The sequence below is a fragment of the Collinsella sp. HCP3S3_E5 genome (genome assembly GCF_052067635.1).
Lineage (GTDB): Bacteria > Actinomycetota > Coriobacteriia > Coriobacteriales > Coriobacteriaceae > Collinsella.
The window spans coordinates 1-16019 of the sequence record NZ_JBQHQF010000015.1 but is presented as its reverse complement, the minus strand read 5'-3'; the positions used below and the strand labels follow the sequence as shown (position 1 = coordinate 16019).

Sequence of the window (16019 nt, the reverse complement as noted above, 5' to 3'; positions counted from 1 at the left end):
GACTGGCGTGGCGTTGAGTGCGGTGTTTAGCAGGCTGTCGCTTTGGCTTGGGTGGCGCGATGGGTGCGTGCCGGGTGGCAGAGTAGTACCGCCACGACCATAAAGAACGCCGTGGTGCCCAGGCTGATGGGGTAGACCATCATGATGTTTGCAAAGGTGCGGAAGTGCGGGAACACGCAGAATACCCAATAGAAGCGGATGCCGCAGACGCAGATCATGGTGATAAGGGCGGGTATGAGCGAGATACCAAAGCCGCGCAGGTAGCCGGACATGTTCTCGTAGAGCATGATAAAGGCGTACGCAGGGAAGATAGAGCACACGCGGATATAGCCGATTGAGACGATGTTGGGATCGCTGTTGAACAACGACAGAATCTCGCGCCCCAGGCCGACAATAACAATAATCGTGGTGAGCGCGACGACACCGCCTTCGACCAGGCAGACCTTAAGGGTCTTGGTGCAGCGGTCGATCTGACGGGCACCGTGGTTTTGTCCCACAAAGGTGGTGCAAGCCTGGCTAAAGCTGTTGAGCAGGTTGTAGCACACGCACTCCAGGCTCATGGCGGCGCTCGAGGCCGCCATGACCTCGGTGCCCAGGCTGTTGATGGCGGACTGGATGATGATGTTGGCGACGGCAAAGACGGCGCTTTGGATGCCGGCGGGCAGGCCGATCTTGACGATGCGCTTGAGGGCGACGGGGTCGATAGCAAGGTCGCGCGGGGTGACGCGGACGACGGAGTCGGTCTTGAGCAGGCGGATAAAGAGTGTAGCGGCGCTGACGGTGTAGGCGATGGCGGTGGCGATGGCGACACCCGCGACGCCCCAGTGGAGTACGGGGACAAAGATGAGGTCCAGGCCAATGTTGAGGACGGTGGACACGGCAAGCGCTTGCAGCGGCATGCGGGTGATGCCGACGGAGCGGAAGATCGCGGCCTCAAAGTTGTAGAGCAAGATTGAGGGCATGCTGAGCAAAAAGACGCGTAGATAGAGCGAAGCGAGCGGCATGGTCTCGGCGGGAACGTTGAGCGCGGCGAGCATGGGCTCGGCAAAGATCTCGCCCAGAGCGATGACGGCAAAGCCCACGAGCGCCATTAAAATCGAGGTATGGACGGCGCGTTTGACCATATTCTGATCGTTGCGGCCGATAGCGTTGGCGATGACCACGTTGGAGCCAAGCGACATGCCAATAAACAGGTTGAGCATAAGGCTGGTAAGCGGAACATTGGAGCCGACTGCCGCCATGGCGAGGGTTCCCTGGTTGCCCGAGAAGTTACCGATAATGACCGTGGCGATGAGGTTTGACAGCTGCTCCAAGATGCTCGTGGCGGCCACGGGCAAGGCGAACAGGGGGATATTGCGCCACAGTGAGCCGGTGGTCATGTCGATGTGCTTAGATGCGGTATCAGCCATACGCTCTCAATCTCTAACGTGCTATTTCGTGCTTATTTGCGCAGACGATGATACTCCTAATCACCTAGTCATTGGGGGCGTTCTTAAACGACTAGTCATTCAAGAACGTCCCCAATGACTAGGTGGGGAAGGCGTGCGACAATGGTGTACGTTGTGTTGTTCGCGCTAAGGAGTTGCCATGTTGTTGTGTCCCGTTTGCCATGAGCCGTTGGTGGACGACGAGCGCGGTGCTGCATGCGCGGGCGGACACCGGTTTGACCGTGCGCGCGAGGGTTATCTATATCTGCTACGTTCGTCCAAGAGCGGCGACTCCATGGGCGATCCCAAGTCGCAGGCACGCAGCCGTCGTGACTTTTTGAACCGTGGCTACTATGCGCCGCTGCGCGATGCAATGGTCGGGCTGGTGCGCAAACGGGTTTCTGGGCGTGCTGCGTCTACAGGCGGCCCCATGACACTGCTCGATATTTGCTGCGGCGAGGGTTACTACACCAGCGCCATGGGCGCGGTGCCGGGCGTGGACGCTTATGGCTTTGACCTGGGCAAAGAAATGGTACGCCTGGCCGCCAAGCGCGGCGATGCGACCTATTTTGTGGCCAACATGAAAGACATCCCAGTGGCCGATGGCGCCTTCTATATGGTGACCGAGCTCTTTGCTCCCTTTAACGAGCGCGAGTTTGCCCGCGTGTTGGCGCCGGAGGGTTCGCTCTACACCGTGGTACCGGGTGCCCGTCATCTCTTTGGGCTCAAGGAGGTGCTCTACGACACGCCGTACCTCAACGACGAAAAGCTTCCGAAGACGATGGAGCTTAAACTGGTCGGCACACAGCGGGTGTCCGCGAATATTACGCTCCAGACCCAGGCCGACATCGAGGCGGTGTTCCAGATGACGCCGTACTACTACCGCACACGCCCTACCGACAAAGAGCGCCTGGCAAACCTGGACACCCTTAAAACTGACATCGACTTCATCATTGCCGAGTACCGCCACAGCTAACCAACCTGCCAAAAAGGGACAGGTTTATTTTGGCAGGTTTTATCTGGGCAAATGTAAAGGGCCGACCGCGTTACTGCGCGATCGGCCCATGTTAGTTGCTTGGCTGCAGGGGTTATGAGAAGCGAGTGCCTACAGGCGGTCCTTGTTCTCGGCCTTAACGGCGCGCGCCTGCTGAACAAAGAACAGGTCGTAGACCACGATGACAAAGGCACCGATATTGACGGCGCTGCCGCCGAGTGCGGGAAGCGTGAGCACGGCCTGCGCAATCGTGGCGATGGCGGCAACGATGCCGAGCTTAAACGCGCTATCCACCTGCGAGGGCTTGTTGGCGCCCTTGATGCCCGCAACACCTGCGGAAAGATCGACAATGCCCTTGACGACAAGCACGACCGCGGCGAGCATGGCGTTCGACCCGTACGTGGAATCGAGGCTGCCCCTGGCGATACCGATGCCGGTGATGACGAGGCTGGCGATGCCCAAAACAAAGTAGATGAGGGCAAGGATTTTGAGAGTCTTGCGAGCGGAGCTCATGGCTGGTCCTTTCGATACGAGTACGCCGATCTGGCGTAGCCCATGTGTTGCACATATGGTGAAGCACATTGTAGTTCAACGCAGCGATGCGTGCGCCTGAAAGCGCTTTGAGCCCGCGCAGCCCAATCCGACCTTTCAAAAAGGAAAGCTGGACGTAAGCCAAATCGATGGCAGCTCATGTGCGGCGCTGCGATGATGAGACCGTAACAAGGAGCTGTTCTTAAGGAGGAGCCATGATGTACGGAGCAGGGCGAGTGCATGAGCCGCGGTCGTTGGGAAGGCGCATGGGTGATTCTGTGATCGCTGCCGTGTGCACGGGATTGATGGCGGTGCTTTGCATTGGGATGCTGTGGGCCATGTCGCATGTGGGACAATAGCGGACGGTTGGGTGCTGGCATAAACGGCGCTCACGTATTCATTTTGCTTGTTAAGGAGTACCCATGGGCGTCGTCGATCCCTTTTCTGTTGCTCGGGCCGCGGGGCTTGAGCTGACCGGGAAGTCCGCGGGCCTCACGCTCACCGACGGCACGATGGAGTTGCGTGCCGATTTTGTCCGCATGCTGCCACGGCTCAAACAGGGCCGTCTGCAGCAAGAGCTGTTGGTAAAGGCTGCGCGCGCAAAAGGCGTCGAGTGCCCATGGGCGATTGATGCCACGGCAGGCTTTGGCGAGGATTCGCTGCTGCTGGCGGCTGCGGGCTTTACCGTCGATCTGTATGAGCAGGATTGCGTGATCGCGGCGCTCCTCAAGGATGCCTTGGATCGCGCGGCAGATGATCCGGCGCTTGCGACTGCCGTGGCCCGCATGCGCTTACATGCGGGCGAGGACAGCATTGCCGGCCTTCACCATATAACTGAGTTGATCGGGCAGGGCGAGCTCACCGCTCCCGACATGGTGTATCTGGACCCCATGTTTCCCGAGCGCACAAAGAGCGCGGCGGTTAAAAAGAAGTTCCAACTCTTGCATCATCTGGAACAGCCGTGTGCCGATGAGGAGACGCTGGTCGAAGCTGCGCTTGCGGTGCGCCCGCGCAAGGTCGTTATCAAGCGGCCGGTGAAGGGGCCGCTGCTTGCTGGCGTTAAGCCGAGCTATCAACTTGCGGGCAAGGCCGTTCGTTACGATGTTTTGGTGTCGCCGCGCCCGTAGCTTGCGTGCGATGGTTGGCGCTCGGTCAGCGTCGTGCCGATGCGGGGTCTATTTCCAAGGGTGCGACGTCAGGTGCCAGCCGCCGCAGTATTCGCATTTGTAGCAGGCCAAACCACGCCGCCCGCGGCTTTCGCAGTCGGCCATAACGGCCTCGGCCTCGGCGCGTGTGCCGTAACGGTTTTTGCGCTCGCACGACTTGTAGCGCCAGGCTTCATCGCGCTCGGCGTTCAGGGCGTCGCGGCGCTCGTCCTCGCGCGCAAACAGGTCGCTCATAGCGCCACCGGTGGCAGCGCCCAAAAACTCGCTTTTGGCCTTTGACCAGGCGGCTCGCTTTTTGCTTCCCATCTGCTTCTCGCCCCTCTTCAAACGCTGGTATCATTGCTCAATCAAAGTGATACCAATAAACGTGAGGTCGTCGCGTGATGATCAGAAAAACCCTCGATACCGACATTCCCGCCGTCATGGCTATCTATGACGCGGCCCGTGCCTTTATGCGCGCGCATGGCAACGCCACGCAGTGGCCCGAGGGCACGCCTTCTGCCGAGCAGCTGGCTGCCGATATCGCCGCCGGTGGTAGCTATGTGTTCGAAGTCGACGGCCGCGTGGTGGCGACGTTTGCCTTTTTACCGGGCCCGGACGAGTGCTATGACGTAATTGAGGACGGGCAATGGCGTAGCGACACTCCGTACGCCGTGCTGCACCGTGTGGCGTCCGACGGCACCGTGCACGGTATCGCGGCTGCGATGTTCGCCTTTGCCAAAGAGCGTGCCGACCATCTGCGTATCGATACGCATCGGGACAACCTGCCCATGCAGGGCGCGAGTATTAAAGCGGGGTTTGAGCGTGCCGGCGTCGTGTATGTGTCGGACGGCACGCCGCGTGTTGCGTTTGACTGGCTGCGCGAGGCATAAGAGCGGGGGCGCGTATCTACGCTCCAAGTAAGCGAAAATGGCCCCGGATGGGGCCATTTTTGATCGCTGCGCTGTTTTGCAAGGTGGTAGATGTCGCTCGCTGTCGGCTCTAAGGCACCTACGCTCGGGGCAGCTCGCTTCCGCAGTGGCAACACTTGGTCGCGCCTTCGTGCACCTCTTCCAGGCAATACGGACAGACGGGCGCCGGTGCGGCTTCCTCGGCGGTGGCACCGGCGAGCCTGTCGCCGATTTCCTGCGCCTTGTTGAATGCCTTGACGATGGCAAAGACGATTGCCGCCACAATCAAAAAATTGATGCACGAGCCGATAAAGGCGCCAAAGTCGATATTAGTGCCCGGCACCACCAGCCCCGAGATCTCGGTAGCGCTACCGCCGGCAATCACGGAGATAAGCGGGTTGATGATGTTATCGGTAAGTGAGGTCACGATGGCGGTGAATGCGCCGCCGATAATCACGCCGACGGCCATGTCCATCACGTTGCCGCGATTGATGAATTCCTTGAACTCGTTGAGCAATGTCTTCATGGTGACTCCTCGCTGTTGGGGGGTTCGCGTTGTTGCCGCCCCGGATGAGCTCGGGCAGGCAAAAAGGGGAGGTGCCGGCTTTCGCAAGGCGCGAACCTACGAAAATCGCCGCACGGCAACGCGAGGCGATGAGCTCGGTCGGGGGATAGGGCCCGCTTCGCCCGCCGGCCCGTAAATTGTATCATCCAGTGTGGAACGAGAGCGCCCGTTTCCGCGTGCGACGGGCTTGCAATAAGAGGAGAGCCATGTCGAAGCAAGCGGTCGTTGGAATCTTGGCGCATGTCGATGCTGGCAAGACCACGCTGGCCGAGGCCATGCTGTTCGATGCGGGTCGCATTCGTAAGCGCGGCCGCGTGGACGATGGCGATTCGCATCTGGACACTAACGCGATCGAGCGCGATCGCGGCATTACGATTTTCTCGTCGCAGGCCGTGCTCGACCACGGTGATACCCGCGTCATGCTCGTGGATGCACCGGGGCATGTCGATTTTTCTGCCGAGGCGGAGCGCACGCTGCGCGCACTCGACTACGCGATTTTAGTTGTGGGCGCCAACGACGGCGTGCAGGGGCACACCGAAACCCTGTGGCGCCTGCTTGCACGCTATGACATTCCGACGTTCATCTATATCAACAAAATCGATTTGGAGAATCCCGGCCGCGATGTTTTGCTGGCACAACTTGGGCGGCGTCTTTCCGAAGGCTGCCTGGATGCCAACGAACTGCTGGAGGGCGGCGCCGTTCAGGAGGACGCTGCTGCGTTGGACGAGGCGGCGCTCGAGGAGTTTCTTGAGGCAGGCGAGCTTTCCGTCGCAACGCTGTCGCGCATGGTTGCCGAGCGCAAGCTCTTTCCCTGCTTTGCCGGCTCGGCGCTCAAGGACCAGGGCGTGAGCGAGCTGCTGGATGGCATATGCGTGCTGATGCGCGAACAGATATGGATTCCGGAGTTTGCCGCGCGCGTCTATCGTGTCAGCCGCGGGGATCGCGGCGAGCGCTTGGCATGGGTTAAAGTGACCGGCGGCACGCTGTGTGCAAAACAGATGATCAGCGGACGTTCCGGTGCCGAGGCATGGGAGCAGAAGGTCGATCAGGTGCGCATCTATAACGGCGAAAAGTATGAGCTTGCCCAAGAAGTTGCTGCTGGCGGTATTTGTGCTGTGACGGGTCTTGCGCACGTTCGCCCAGGGGACGCCTTGGGTGCGGAGCCCGTGTGTGATGCGCCCGTCATCGCTCCGGTCCTCACCTATACGGTGCTTCCGGGCGAACACGATGTCCATGCGGTGTTTAAAGCGCTGACTGAGTTGGCGGACGAAGATCCCATGCTCGGCGTAAGCTGGAATACTCATCTGGAGCAGATTCACCTGCAGCTGATGGGCGCCGTGCAACTCGAGGTCGTGCAGCGGGTGTTGGCCGATCGCTTTGGCCTTTCGATTTCGTTTGAGCCCGGCGGCATTCTCTATAAGGAGACCATTTCGCAGCCGGTCGAGGGCGTGGGCCACTTTGAGCCGCTGCGCCACTATGCCGAGGTGCATCTGAGCCTGGAGCCGTTGCCAGCGGGTTCGGGCGTGCAGTTTGGCACCGTGACTTCGACCGACGAGCTCGATCTTAACTGGCAACGCCTGGCGCTTACAAACGCCATGGAGCGCGATCACCTGGGCGTGCTGACCGGCTCGCCCATCACCGATGTGCGCATTACGCTCACAGGTGGCCGTGCGCATGCCAAACACACCGAGGGCGGCGACTTTCGCCAGGCCACGTACCGCGCGATTCGCCAGGGGCTCATGCAGGCGCGTGAGGCCGGCGCGGCGGTGCTGTTGGAGCCGTGGTATCGCTTTGAGCTCGAGGTGCCGGGGGAGTGTGTGGGCAGGGCGTTGTCAGACGCCACGCGTATGGGAGCCGACTACGAGCCGCCGACGATGGCGGGCGAACGGGCAAAGCTTGTGGGTCGCGTGCCGGCATCCGAGGTCCAGGATTATGCGCTGGAGGTGGCCGCTTACACGAGCGGTCGCGGGCATCTGTACCTGGAGTTTGCCGGTTATGCGGCATGCCATGATGCCGAGCGCGTCATCGAGACTGTCGCCTATGAGCCCGAGGCCGATCTACCCAACACGCCCGACTCGGTCTTTTGCTCTCACGGCGCTGGCTACACGGTCAAGTGGTACGACGTCCCCGAGGCAGCCCACGTAAAGGTCGATCCCGCCACCTTCCGCCCCTGGCGAGCGGCGGACGTCGAGTTTTTCCGCCATAGGTGATAGAGGGTCAGTCTCTTTGTCGCATCCTGTTGGTATAACTCGGTATAAGTTGGTATAACTGTTACCAGGGTTTGCCAATCCGAGGAGGCCGACATGAATCCAAATCCCTTTAAGCCCACGGCTGGCAAGCGGCCTCCGATACTCATCGGCCGCGAGTCGGTCATCGAAGATTTCGAGGAAGGGCTCGATAACGGCGCCGGAGCGCCGGGCAGGCTCATGCTCATTACGGGAAACCGCGGCTGTGGCAAAACAGTTCTCTTGCGGGAGCTGCAGCGTTTAGCTAGCGAGCGCGGATGGGCGGTTGTCTCCGATTCCGCCTCGCTTGGCCTATGCGACCGCTTGGCCGACACGCTTCGCTCGAATAAACCCGTTGTGACGTCAATGGAGTTTGGTCCGTCGTTTGGCCGAATGTCGGTCGAGGCGGCGCGGGCAAAAGGCGAGACGTTGCGCGGGTTAGTCAACGAACGCCTCAAGAAACTCGGGCCGGGAAAGGGCTTACTGTTTGCGATTGACGAGGCCCAATCGGCATCTATCGAGGAGCTGGCGGCGCTGGCCGTTCTCTATCAGCAGGTGCTCGGAGACCAGGATGCTACGGGCTTGCCCGATAGCGACCAGCGCGGTCTTGCGCTGGTTTTTGCCGGCTTGCCCAGCATGGTCGATGACTTGCTCGAAGAGCCGAGCGTAACGTTTTTGCGCCGCGCCCAGCAGCGTACGCTGGGGGCGATTTCTTTGCCCAAAGTGCGCGATTCATATATCCAGACGGTCAAAGGCACTGGTCTTTGCGTTGATGCGGAGACGGCGGACCTTGCGGCGCGCAAGAGCATGGGGCATCCCTATATGGTTCAGCTGGTGGGATATTACATGTGGAGGTCTGCTGTCCGGCGTGACTCGCGGGTCATTGAAGTGTGCGATGTCGAGGCTGGCTACGCCGATGCCATTTCCGAGTTCTATGAAGCAGTGGACGCTCCCTTGTATTACGGGTTGCGCAGTCCGCAGCGCCTCTTTATCGAGGCCATGGCGGCTGATGGGGGCAAGCCGACGCGCATGGCTGACATCATTGAGCGCTGCGACCGCACCCAAAGCTGGGCGAGTAAATATCGCGCAAGCCTGATTCGCGAGCGCGTCATCGAGGCTGCCGGATACGGCCTCGTCCGGTTTACCGTGCCCATGCTGGGCGAATACATTCGCGACCGCGTTTTATGGCATGAGTAGGGTGATAAAGGTGACGGAACAGAAGATGAGCCCGCAGGCTATAGAGGTACGTGGCGCGCGTGTGCACAACCTCAAGGACATCGATATCGATATTCCGCTGGGAAAGCTCGTGGGTATTGCTGGCGTATCGGGTTCGGGCAAGAGTTCGCTGGCACTGGGCGTTCTTTATGCCGAGGGCTCGCGTCGCTACCTAGAGGCGCTTAGCACCTATACCCGCCGCCGTCTGACGCAGGCCGAACATGCCCAAGTGGACGAGGTGCTGCACGTACCGGCGGCGCTCGCATTGCATCAGCGCCCCAGCGTGCCGGGTGTGCGCTCGACCTTTGGTACCATGACCGAGCTCAACAATAGCCTGCGTCTGCTCTTTAGCCGTTGCGCCCATCACGTGTGTCCGCACTGCGGGACGCGCGTGGAGCCGAGCCTTAACGTGGCCGCGGGCCTGTCGCTCACGTGCCCCGAGTGCGGCCGTGAGTTCTACGCGCCGGGTGCCGAGGACCTTGCCTTTAACAGCGGCGGCGCGTGTCCCACCTGCGGCGGCACCGGTGTCATGCGCGAGGTGGACGAGGCGAGCCTGGTGCCCGACGAGTCCAAGACCATCAACGAAGGCGCGGTGCTTCCTTGGGGCACGCTCATGTGGGATCTGATGAAGCAGGTGGCAGGCGAGATGGGTGTGCGTACCGACGTGCCGTTTAACCAGCTCACGCCTCAAGAGCGTGACATTGTGTTCCACGGCCCGGCGGTTAAGAAGCACATTCTCTACGTTCCCAAAAACGGCGAGGGCGCCACGCCGCTCGACTTTACCTATTACAACGCCGTCTATACCGTCGAGAATGCGCTCGCCAAGGTTAAGGACGACAAGGGCTTAAAACGCGTGGCGCGCTTTTTGCGCGAGGGGCCATGTCGTGACTGTGGCGGCACGCGCCTCTCCGAGACCGCCCGTCAGCCCCAGGTGCGCGGTATCAATCTGGCGCAGGCCGCGGCCATGACGCTGGGCGAGGCGATTGAGTGGGTGCGCGGGGTGCCCGCATCCTTGCCGGCCGAGATGCGGCCCATGGCGGCGGATATCTGCGATTCGTTTTTGAGCGCGGCCCGTCGCCTGGTCGATCTGGGTCTCGACTACCTTTCGCTCGATCGCGCCGGTGCCACGCTCTCCACGGGCGAGCGTCAGCGCGTGCAGCTCGCCCGCGTGGTGCGCAACCGATCGACGGGCGGGCTCTATGTGTTGGACGAGCCTTCAATCGGTTTGCATCCCGCCAATGTCGACGGCTTGGTGGGCGTGATGCGCGATCTGGTGGATGACGGCAACACCGTGGTTGTTGTCGACCACGATACACGTGTGCTGGCGGAAGCCGACTATCTGGTCGAGATGGGCCCCGTTGCCGGAGCAGGCGGCGGTAATGTGATTGCCGCTGGCACGGTGGACGAGGTCGAACAATCGAAGGGCAGCCGCATCGCCCCGTTTTTGAGCGCAGACCCCAAGCGTATGCGTCCGCAGGTGACTGACGACGAAATGTTCGACCAGGGCCACATCCGCATGGCAACCGATGCCATCCATACCGTCAAACCGCTCGAAGTCGATATACCGCGCGGTCGCCTTGTCGCGGTGACGGGCGTTTCGGGTTCGGGTAAGACGACGTTGGTGCTCGAGACACTCATCCCGGCGCTTAAGGCCCAGGCAGCTGGCGAGCGCGTGCCAAGCCATGTGCGCTGGGTCGACGCTGAGGGTATCGCGCGCGCAAACCTGATTGACGCTACGCCTATCGGCGCCAACGTGCGCTCGACGGTAGCGACCTATGCCGACATCCATGATGAGCTGCGTCGCGCTTTCGCCCGTACGCCCGAGGCCAAGGCAGCCGGCTACAAGGCGGGTGCCTTTAGCTACAACACCGGCGCCTTGCGCTGCCCTACATGCGATGGCACGGGCTCGATATCGCTCGACGTGCAATTTTTGCCCGACGTCGAGATCATCTGCCCAGCATGTCGAGGCTCGCGTTATGCAGACACGGCTTCGCATATCCATCGCGAGGGCAAGGACGGGAGCAAGCTTACGTTGCCGCAGCTCATGGACATGAGCGTGGACGAGGCTCTCGACGCCACGGTGGGGCTCAAGAAGGTTCAGGCGCGCTTGCTGACCTTGCACGACCTGGGCTTGGGCTATCTTACACTCGGTGAGCCCACGCCGGCGCTTTCGGGCGGCGAGGCGCAGCGTTTAAAGCTTGCGAGCGAGATGGGCCGCGTGCAGGACGATGCCGTATTCGTATTCGACGAGCCCACGATCGGCCTGCATCCGCTCGACGTTCAGGTGCTGCTGAACGTGTTTGACGGCCTCGTCGCCAAGGGCGCCACGGTTATCGTGATCGAGCACGATCTCGACCTTATCCGCAATGCCGATTATGTGATCGACATGGGGCCAGGCGGTGGCGATGCGGGCGGGCAAGTCGTCTGCGCCGGCACTCCGGCGGATATCGCTGCTTGCTCCAAGAGCATTACTGGCCGCTATCTATAGACAATGAGGCAAAGGATCAGCCCTTTGTCGCGTTGATGCCAAAACCAATTTGTCAAGGGTTAGAGGGTTTGAAAATCTACCATTTCTACCCCGTCTCCAAATGGCAGGTTTGCTACATGCCGGCAAAGCCTGTCTGGCGCAGGGCTTCGTAGAGGACGATGGCGGCGCTGTTGGAGAGGTTGAGTGCGCTGATGCGGTAGTCGTCCGGATTGACGAAGTTGCCGCAGATATCCTGCCGAAGGATGGCCTCATGGCCGTCCTCGGTATGTCCGAGCGATTCCTCGTGGGCTTCCCAGGCCTCGGCGTTGTCGAGTGAGTCACAATCGCGCAGCATGGGGATGCGCTCGCAGCGCTCGGGCGCTGCGGCGAGCAGCCCTTCGGGAATCCCCGAGCTTTCGCTGCCAAAGACCAAATAGTCGCCGTCACGGTAAGTGCTTTGCGCATAGGTTCGGCGTGCCTTTTTGGTCAGCAGATGCAAGCGGTCGTCGGCGGGGGAAAGGTCATTGCGCGCAAGGAAATCCTCCCAGCTGGCATAGGTCGTCACGTCCAAGTTTTGCCAGTAGCCCAGGCCGGCGCGACGCACCGTTTTGTCGTCGAGCGAAAAGCCCAGTGGCTCCACCAGATGCAGGCGGGCGCCGGTGACCACGCAGGTACGGCCGATATTACCCGTATTGGCCGGAATCTCGGGCGCATACAGCACGATATTGAACATGAATCTCCTTGGCATAGAACGAAAAACCACCACGAAGGGTACCTTCGTGGTGGTTTGGCGGTTACGAAGGCAGAAAAACGCCCACTTGGATAACCTAAGCGCGGTGCCAGTCGGTCAGGCAGGCATCAAGGGCGGCGATGAGCGCATCCTTGTCCATGTGACGGCCGATGATGCACAGGCTCGTCATGCGGTCGCCCGTCTCGTCGTCCCAAATCTGCATGATCTCGGGGTTCTCGTCGATGATCTTCTGCTTCTCGCCCTCGGGCGCCGAGTCAACGAACAAGCCGTTCTCCATCAGGCGCATCTGGCGGCCGGCCTGCTCGAACATGTAGCACATGTCCGGATCGCCGGTCTGCCACAGCGGACCCTTGACGCGAATGACCTCGTCGGGCCACTCCTGCTCAACAAAATCGGTGAACTTCTGCAGGTCAAACGGCTTACGGCGCGAGTACACAAAGGTCTCGATGTCGTACTCGAGCACCTCGGGGTCGTCGTGCTCCTCGGGATGCTCCATGGCCTCGATCCAGGCGGCGGAGTTGTAGGCGCGCATAAAGTCGAAGCGATCGGTATCGAGCAGCTCCTCCATGGGGACCTCGCCGTTTTGAGCCTCGACAATCACGGCGTCCTTCTGCAGGCTGCGCACGATGGCCTTGAGCTCGGCGATCTGCTCAGGGCTCACGGTATCGGTCTTGTTGAGGATCAGCGTGGAGCAAAACTCGATCTGCTGGATGAGCAGGCTCTCGATGTCGTCCTCGTCGATATCCTCGGCCAGCAGGTCGCGACCGCCGTTGAACTCGTCGTACATGCGGGCGCAGTCGACCACGGCAACGATGTTGTCGAGCGCGAGCTTGGGCTCGCCGCCCACTTTGGCCTCGTCGCAGAAGCTCGAGATGGTGTAGGCGATGGGGATAGGCTCGCAAATACCGGAGGCCTCGATGATGATGTAGTCGAACTTGCCCGAATCGGCAATGCCCTGCAGCTGGTTGGCCAGGTCGTCCGAAAGCGTGCAGCAGATGCAGCCGTTGGTGAGCGGGATGAGGTCGTCGGTCTCGGAAAGGCCACCGTCGGCGATAAGGCTGGCGTCGACGTTGATCTCGCCGATATCGTTGACGATCACGGCGGCGCGGATACCGCCGTCGTTGGCGAGGATATGGTTGAGCAGCGTGGTCTTGCCGGCACCAAGGTATCCGGTAAGCATGATGATCTTCACGGGTTTGTTGGGCATGTGCCCTCCTTTGTTAGACATGTCTTACAGTAAAATCATATGCCAAACGCCTGCTTTTATACCCACGCGCCGGCAAATAACACAGGCTACTCCCAGGCTCCCCATACATCGGGGCAATAACCGACGGTGGCCTTTTTGCCGTTGCGCACGATGGGCTCGGCCAGTACCTGCTGATTCTCGAGCAGCTTATCAAAGCGCTGGCTGGGAGTGAGGTGCTGGATAAGTGCGAGTGTCTCCTCGTCCTTGGCTTTGGGGTTGAGCAGCTTGTCGATGCCGCCGACCGCCTGCATCACGCTCGTGAGCTCGCCTTTGCTCATCTCCTTTTCCTTAAGGTCAATAAACTGCACCTTAATGCGGCGCTCCTTAAAATAGCGCTGGGCCTTCTTGGTATCGAAGGACTTTTTGGTGCCGAAGATTTGCACGTTCATGTATCTGTTCCGCCGTTCTAACGAACGGCGGTCACCTCGACGCTGCAAAGCCATCTGATGGGCAATCTGCCTTTCAATCGTCGGGCGCGGGCAACAGCCCAGCGCCCTCCTCTTTCAAGGCACCTTGCCTCATCAGCTGGCTTTTCGCTGACATTAATAGAACATCGAGGTGACCACCGCTGGACTTATCGAATGAAGTTGGTGTGCTCGCGATCGGCTTCGGGCGCGCTGATGCCGGCGGCCTGTCCTGCTTCGATACATTGCAGGAGCCAGGCCATGTTCTTGCCGATGTTGCGCATGGTGGCAAGGCCCTCGGCATCCCCATCGGCGTCGCCGGGCACGCGACCAAAGACGTTGTTCCAGTACGTGGAGGCGACCACGGGCATCTGGTTAATGGTGAAGTACTTGTTGAGCACATCGAAGGTGGTCGACGTGCCACCGCGACGGGCGACAGCGACCGCGGCGCCGGGTTTGTGCGCAAAGGCGTGCCCGCCCGCATAGAAGGCGCGGTCGAGGGCCGAAAGGATGCGTCCGCTGGGGTGCGCATAGTAGACGGGTGAGCCAAAGACAAAGCCGTCTGCCTGCTCAGCGGCAGCGATGAGCTCGTTCACCACGTCGTCGTCAAAGGTGCAGCGACCGCCAAGCTTGCCACACTGGCCGCAACCGATACAATCGCGAATGGGCTTGGCGCCCAGCTGAAACACCTCGGTATCAATGCCTTCGGCATTGAGCTGCTCGGCGACCTCGGCGAGTGCGCGGGCGGTATTGCCGTTTGCCTTGGGACTGCCATTGACCAAAAGAACCTTCATCACAAACTCCCTCTGCTATCGGTGAATTCTGCTGAGAATTATCTCACGTTGCGTGCGATGACGTTGGCATGGTGCGGGCGATGTTTATCCCGCAACGTTCTTAAGGGCGTTCATGCCTAAGGCCATCTAGGGGCATTGCGGTACGGCATGGGGAATGCATTGGGAAACGTTCGATAAATGCTTATAAACACGTTTTTGACGGCATACGTTGACAGATATACTTGTTGAGTTCAAAAGCATGGGAACGGAGATGGTTGCATGGCACAGCCGGAGACATCACACACAGTGGGGCTTGCGCTCGAGGGAGGCGGCTACCGCGGTATGTATACGGCGGGCGTGCTCGACGTTTGGATGGAGCACGGTTTGACCTGCGATCATATGGTGGGTGTCTCGGCGGGCGCGGCGTTTGGCTACAACTTTAAATCGCGCCAGATCGGCCGCGCCATTCGCTACAACAAAGCCTATTGTGCCGACAAGCGCTATGCGAGCGTGACCAGCTGGCTGCGAACCGGCGATATGTTCAATGCCGATTTTGCCTATCACGAGGTGCCTATCGAGCGCGATCCCATCGACTTGGAGGCGTATCGCGCCTGCCCCATGCGATTTACGTGCGTGTGTACCGATATCGAGACGGGCAAGGCCGTCTATCACGATCTGCCGTATGGCGACGAGCGCGATATCGAGTGGATTCGGGCATCGTCGGCGATTCCCGTGGCGACCAAGCCCGTCTGGATTGATGGACATCGATATCTGGATGGCGGTGTGGCCGATTCTATTCCCAGCGCATGGCTGTTTGCGCAGGGGTATGACCGTAACATCGTGGTGCTGACGCAGCCGGCGGGCTTTGTGAAACAACCCAATAGCTTGATGCCTATGCTGCGCCGCGTGTTTCGCCGCTATCCAGAGTTTGTCGCGGCGCTTGAGCACCGGCACGAGGTTTATAACGCCACGCTCGATGACCTGACGCGTCGCGAGGCCGGCGACGAGGTTTTTGTGGTGCGTCCGAGCGAATCGGTGAAGGTGCCATCGCTGTGTCGTGAGCCAGAGGAGCTCGAACGTATCTACCAGGTCGGTCGGCGTGATGCGGAGGCCACGTTGCCCGCACTAGAGGTGTATCTGGCAGGGTAGAGCCACGGTCGCTGACTCGGCGGAAAGTGCATCTCAGAATGAGCCTTCGAAATGGGGCATAGTTTCCCATGGAGACCGCTCGGGAAAGCGTGCCCCACTTTTCGGCGGGACTGCGGACGATTTCTTGGACCGTTACGCGGCCCTTCCCAGCGCGGCGCGGAACTCGGCCGGCGTGCGGCCGCCGAGCGCATCGCTGCGCCTCTCCGTATTGTATCG

General features: G+C 60.4%; 15 protein-coding genes. 7 read left to right on the top strand and 8 right to left on the bottom strand.

Going from position 1 to position 16019, the window contains the following annotated elements:
* Positions 1-26: 26 nt before the first annotated feature.
* Complete coding sequence (locus ACTM82_RS05910; protein ID WP_441055098.1) at positions 27-1409, bottom strand: MATE family efflux transporter; 1383 nt, start codon at positions 1407-1409, stop codon at positions 27-29.
* 178 nt (positions 1410-1587) lie between these two features.
* Between ACTM82_RS05910 and ACTM82_RS05905 the strand changes: the two genes are divergently transcribed.
* On the top strand, positions 1588-2403 hold the full coding sequence (locus ACTM82_RS05905) for a putative RNA methyltransferase (RefSeq protein ID WP_441055100.1): 816 nt from the start codon (positions 1588-1590) through the stop codon (positions 2401-2403).
* A 129-nt stretch (positions 2404-2532) separates the two neighbouring features.
* Here the strand turns inward: ACTM82_RS05905 and ACTM82_RS05900 are convergent, their stop codons facing one another.
* On the bottom strand, positions 2533-2934 hold the full coding sequence (locus tag ACTM82_RS05900) for a hypothetical protein (RefSeq protein WP_441032515.1): 402 nt from the start codon (positions 2932-2934) through the stop codon (positions 2533-2535).
* A 440-nt stretch (positions 2935-3374) separates the two neighbouring features.
* Here ACTM82_RS05900 and ACTM82_RS05895 point away from each other — a divergent pair, with 440 nt between their 5' ends.
* Positions 3375-4079, top strand: a complete 705-nt coding sequence (locus ACTM82_RS05895) for a class I SAM-dependent methyltransferase (RefSeq protein WP_441055102.1) — start codon at positions 3375-3377, stop codon at positions 4077-4079.
* 48 nt (positions 4080-4127) lie between these two features.
* Here the strand turns inward: ACTM82_RS05895 and ACTM82_RS05890 are convergent, their stop codons facing one another.
* Positions 4128-4424, bottom strand: coding sequence for a hypothetical protein (locus ACTM82_RS05890; protein WP_154517000.1), 297 nt, complete (start codon positions 4422-4424; stop codon positions 4128-4130).
* 77 nt (positions 4425-4501) lie between these two features.
* Here ACTM82_RS05890 and ACTM82_RS05885 point away from each other — a divergent pair, with 77 nt between their 5' ends.
* Complete coding sequence (locus ACTM82_RS05885) at positions 4502-4990, top strand: N-acetyltransferase (protein WP_154517003.1); 489 nt, start codon at positions 4502-4504, stop codon at positions 4988-4990.
* Positions 4991-5108: 118 nt separating this feature from the next.
* Here ACTM82_RS05885 and mscL read toward each other — a convergent pair whose 3' ends face one another.
* A complete protein-coding gene (mscL, locus tag ACTM82_RS05880) occupies positions 5109-5534 on the bottom strand; it encodes a large conductance mechanosensitive channel protein MscL (RefSeq protein ID WP_154517006.1) in 426 nt (141 codons plus the stop codon).
* Positions 5535-5779: 245 nt separating this feature from the next.
* Here mscL and ACTM82_RS05875 point away from each other — a divergent pair, with 245 nt between their 5' ends.
* The 3 genes from ACTM82_RS05875 to ACTM82_RS05865 all read left to right on the top strand — a co-directional run bounded on the left by ACTM82_RS05875 (position 5780) and on the right by ACTM82_RS05865 (position 11501).
* Positions 5780-7783: a GTP-binding protein gene (locus ACTM82_RS05875; RefSeq protein WP_441055104.1), complete on the top strand. Its 2004-nt coding sequence runs from the start codon at positions 5780-5782 to the stop codon at positions 7781-7783.
* A gap of 93 nt (positions 7784-7876) precedes the next feature.
* On the top strand, positions 7877-8995 hold the full coding sequence (locus ACTM82_RS05870) for an AAA family ATPase (protein WP_441055106.1): 1119 nt from the start codon (positions 7877-7879) through the stop codon (positions 8993-8995).
* Positions 8988-11501, top strand: coding sequence for an excinuclease ABC subunit UvrA (locus ACTM82_RS05865; RefSeq protein WP_441055108.1), 2514 nt, complete (start codon positions 8988-8990; stop codon positions 11499-11501). The genes ACTM82_RS05870 and ACTM82_RS05865 overlap by 8 nt, the downstream gene beginning before the upstream one ends.
* Positions 11502-11613: 112 nt before the next feature.
* Here the strand turns inward: ACTM82_RS05865 and ACTM82_RS05860 are convergent, their stop codons facing one another.
* The 4 genes from ACTM82_RS05860 to ACTM82_RS05845 all read right to left on the bottom strand — a co-directional run bounded on the left by ACTM82_RS05860 (position 11614) and on the right by ACTM82_RS05845 (position 14675).
* Positions 11614-12213 carry a tRNA (cytidine(34)-2'-O)-methyltransferase gene (locus tag ACTM82_RS05860; protein ID WP_427719338.1) on the bottom strand — a complete coding sequence of 200 codons (600 nt, stop codon included), beginning with the start codon at positions 12211-12213 and terminating at the stop codon, positions 11614-11616.
* Positions 12214-12307: 94 nt separating this feature from the next.
* Entirely contained in the window at positions 12308-13438 is a 1131-nt protein-coding gene (locus ACTM82_RS05855; protein WP_427719863.1) for a GTP-binding protein, read from the bottom strand.
* Between the two features lie 86 nt (positions 13439-13524).
* Entirely contained in the window at positions 13525-13866 is a 342-nt protein-coding gene (locus ACTM82_RS05850) for an arsenate reductase family protein (protein WP_055252194.1), read from the bottom strand.
* Between the two features lie 185 nt (positions 13867-14051).
* Complete coding sequence (locus tag ACTM82_RS05845) at positions 14052-14675, bottom strand: flavodoxin family protein (RefSeq protein ID WP_441055110.1); 624 nt, start codon at positions 14673-14675, stop codon at positions 14052-14054.
* A 258-nt stretch (positions 14676-14933) separates the two neighbouring features.
* On the opposite strand from ACTM82_RS05845, the gene ACTM82_RS05840 reads away from it, so the two are divergent.
* A complete protein-coding gene (locus tag ACTM82_RS05840) occupies positions 14934-15803 on the top strand; it encodes a patatin-like phospholipase family protein (protein ID WP_427719865.1) in 870 nt (289 codons plus the stop codon).
* Positions 15804-16019: the final 216 nt, after the last annotated feature.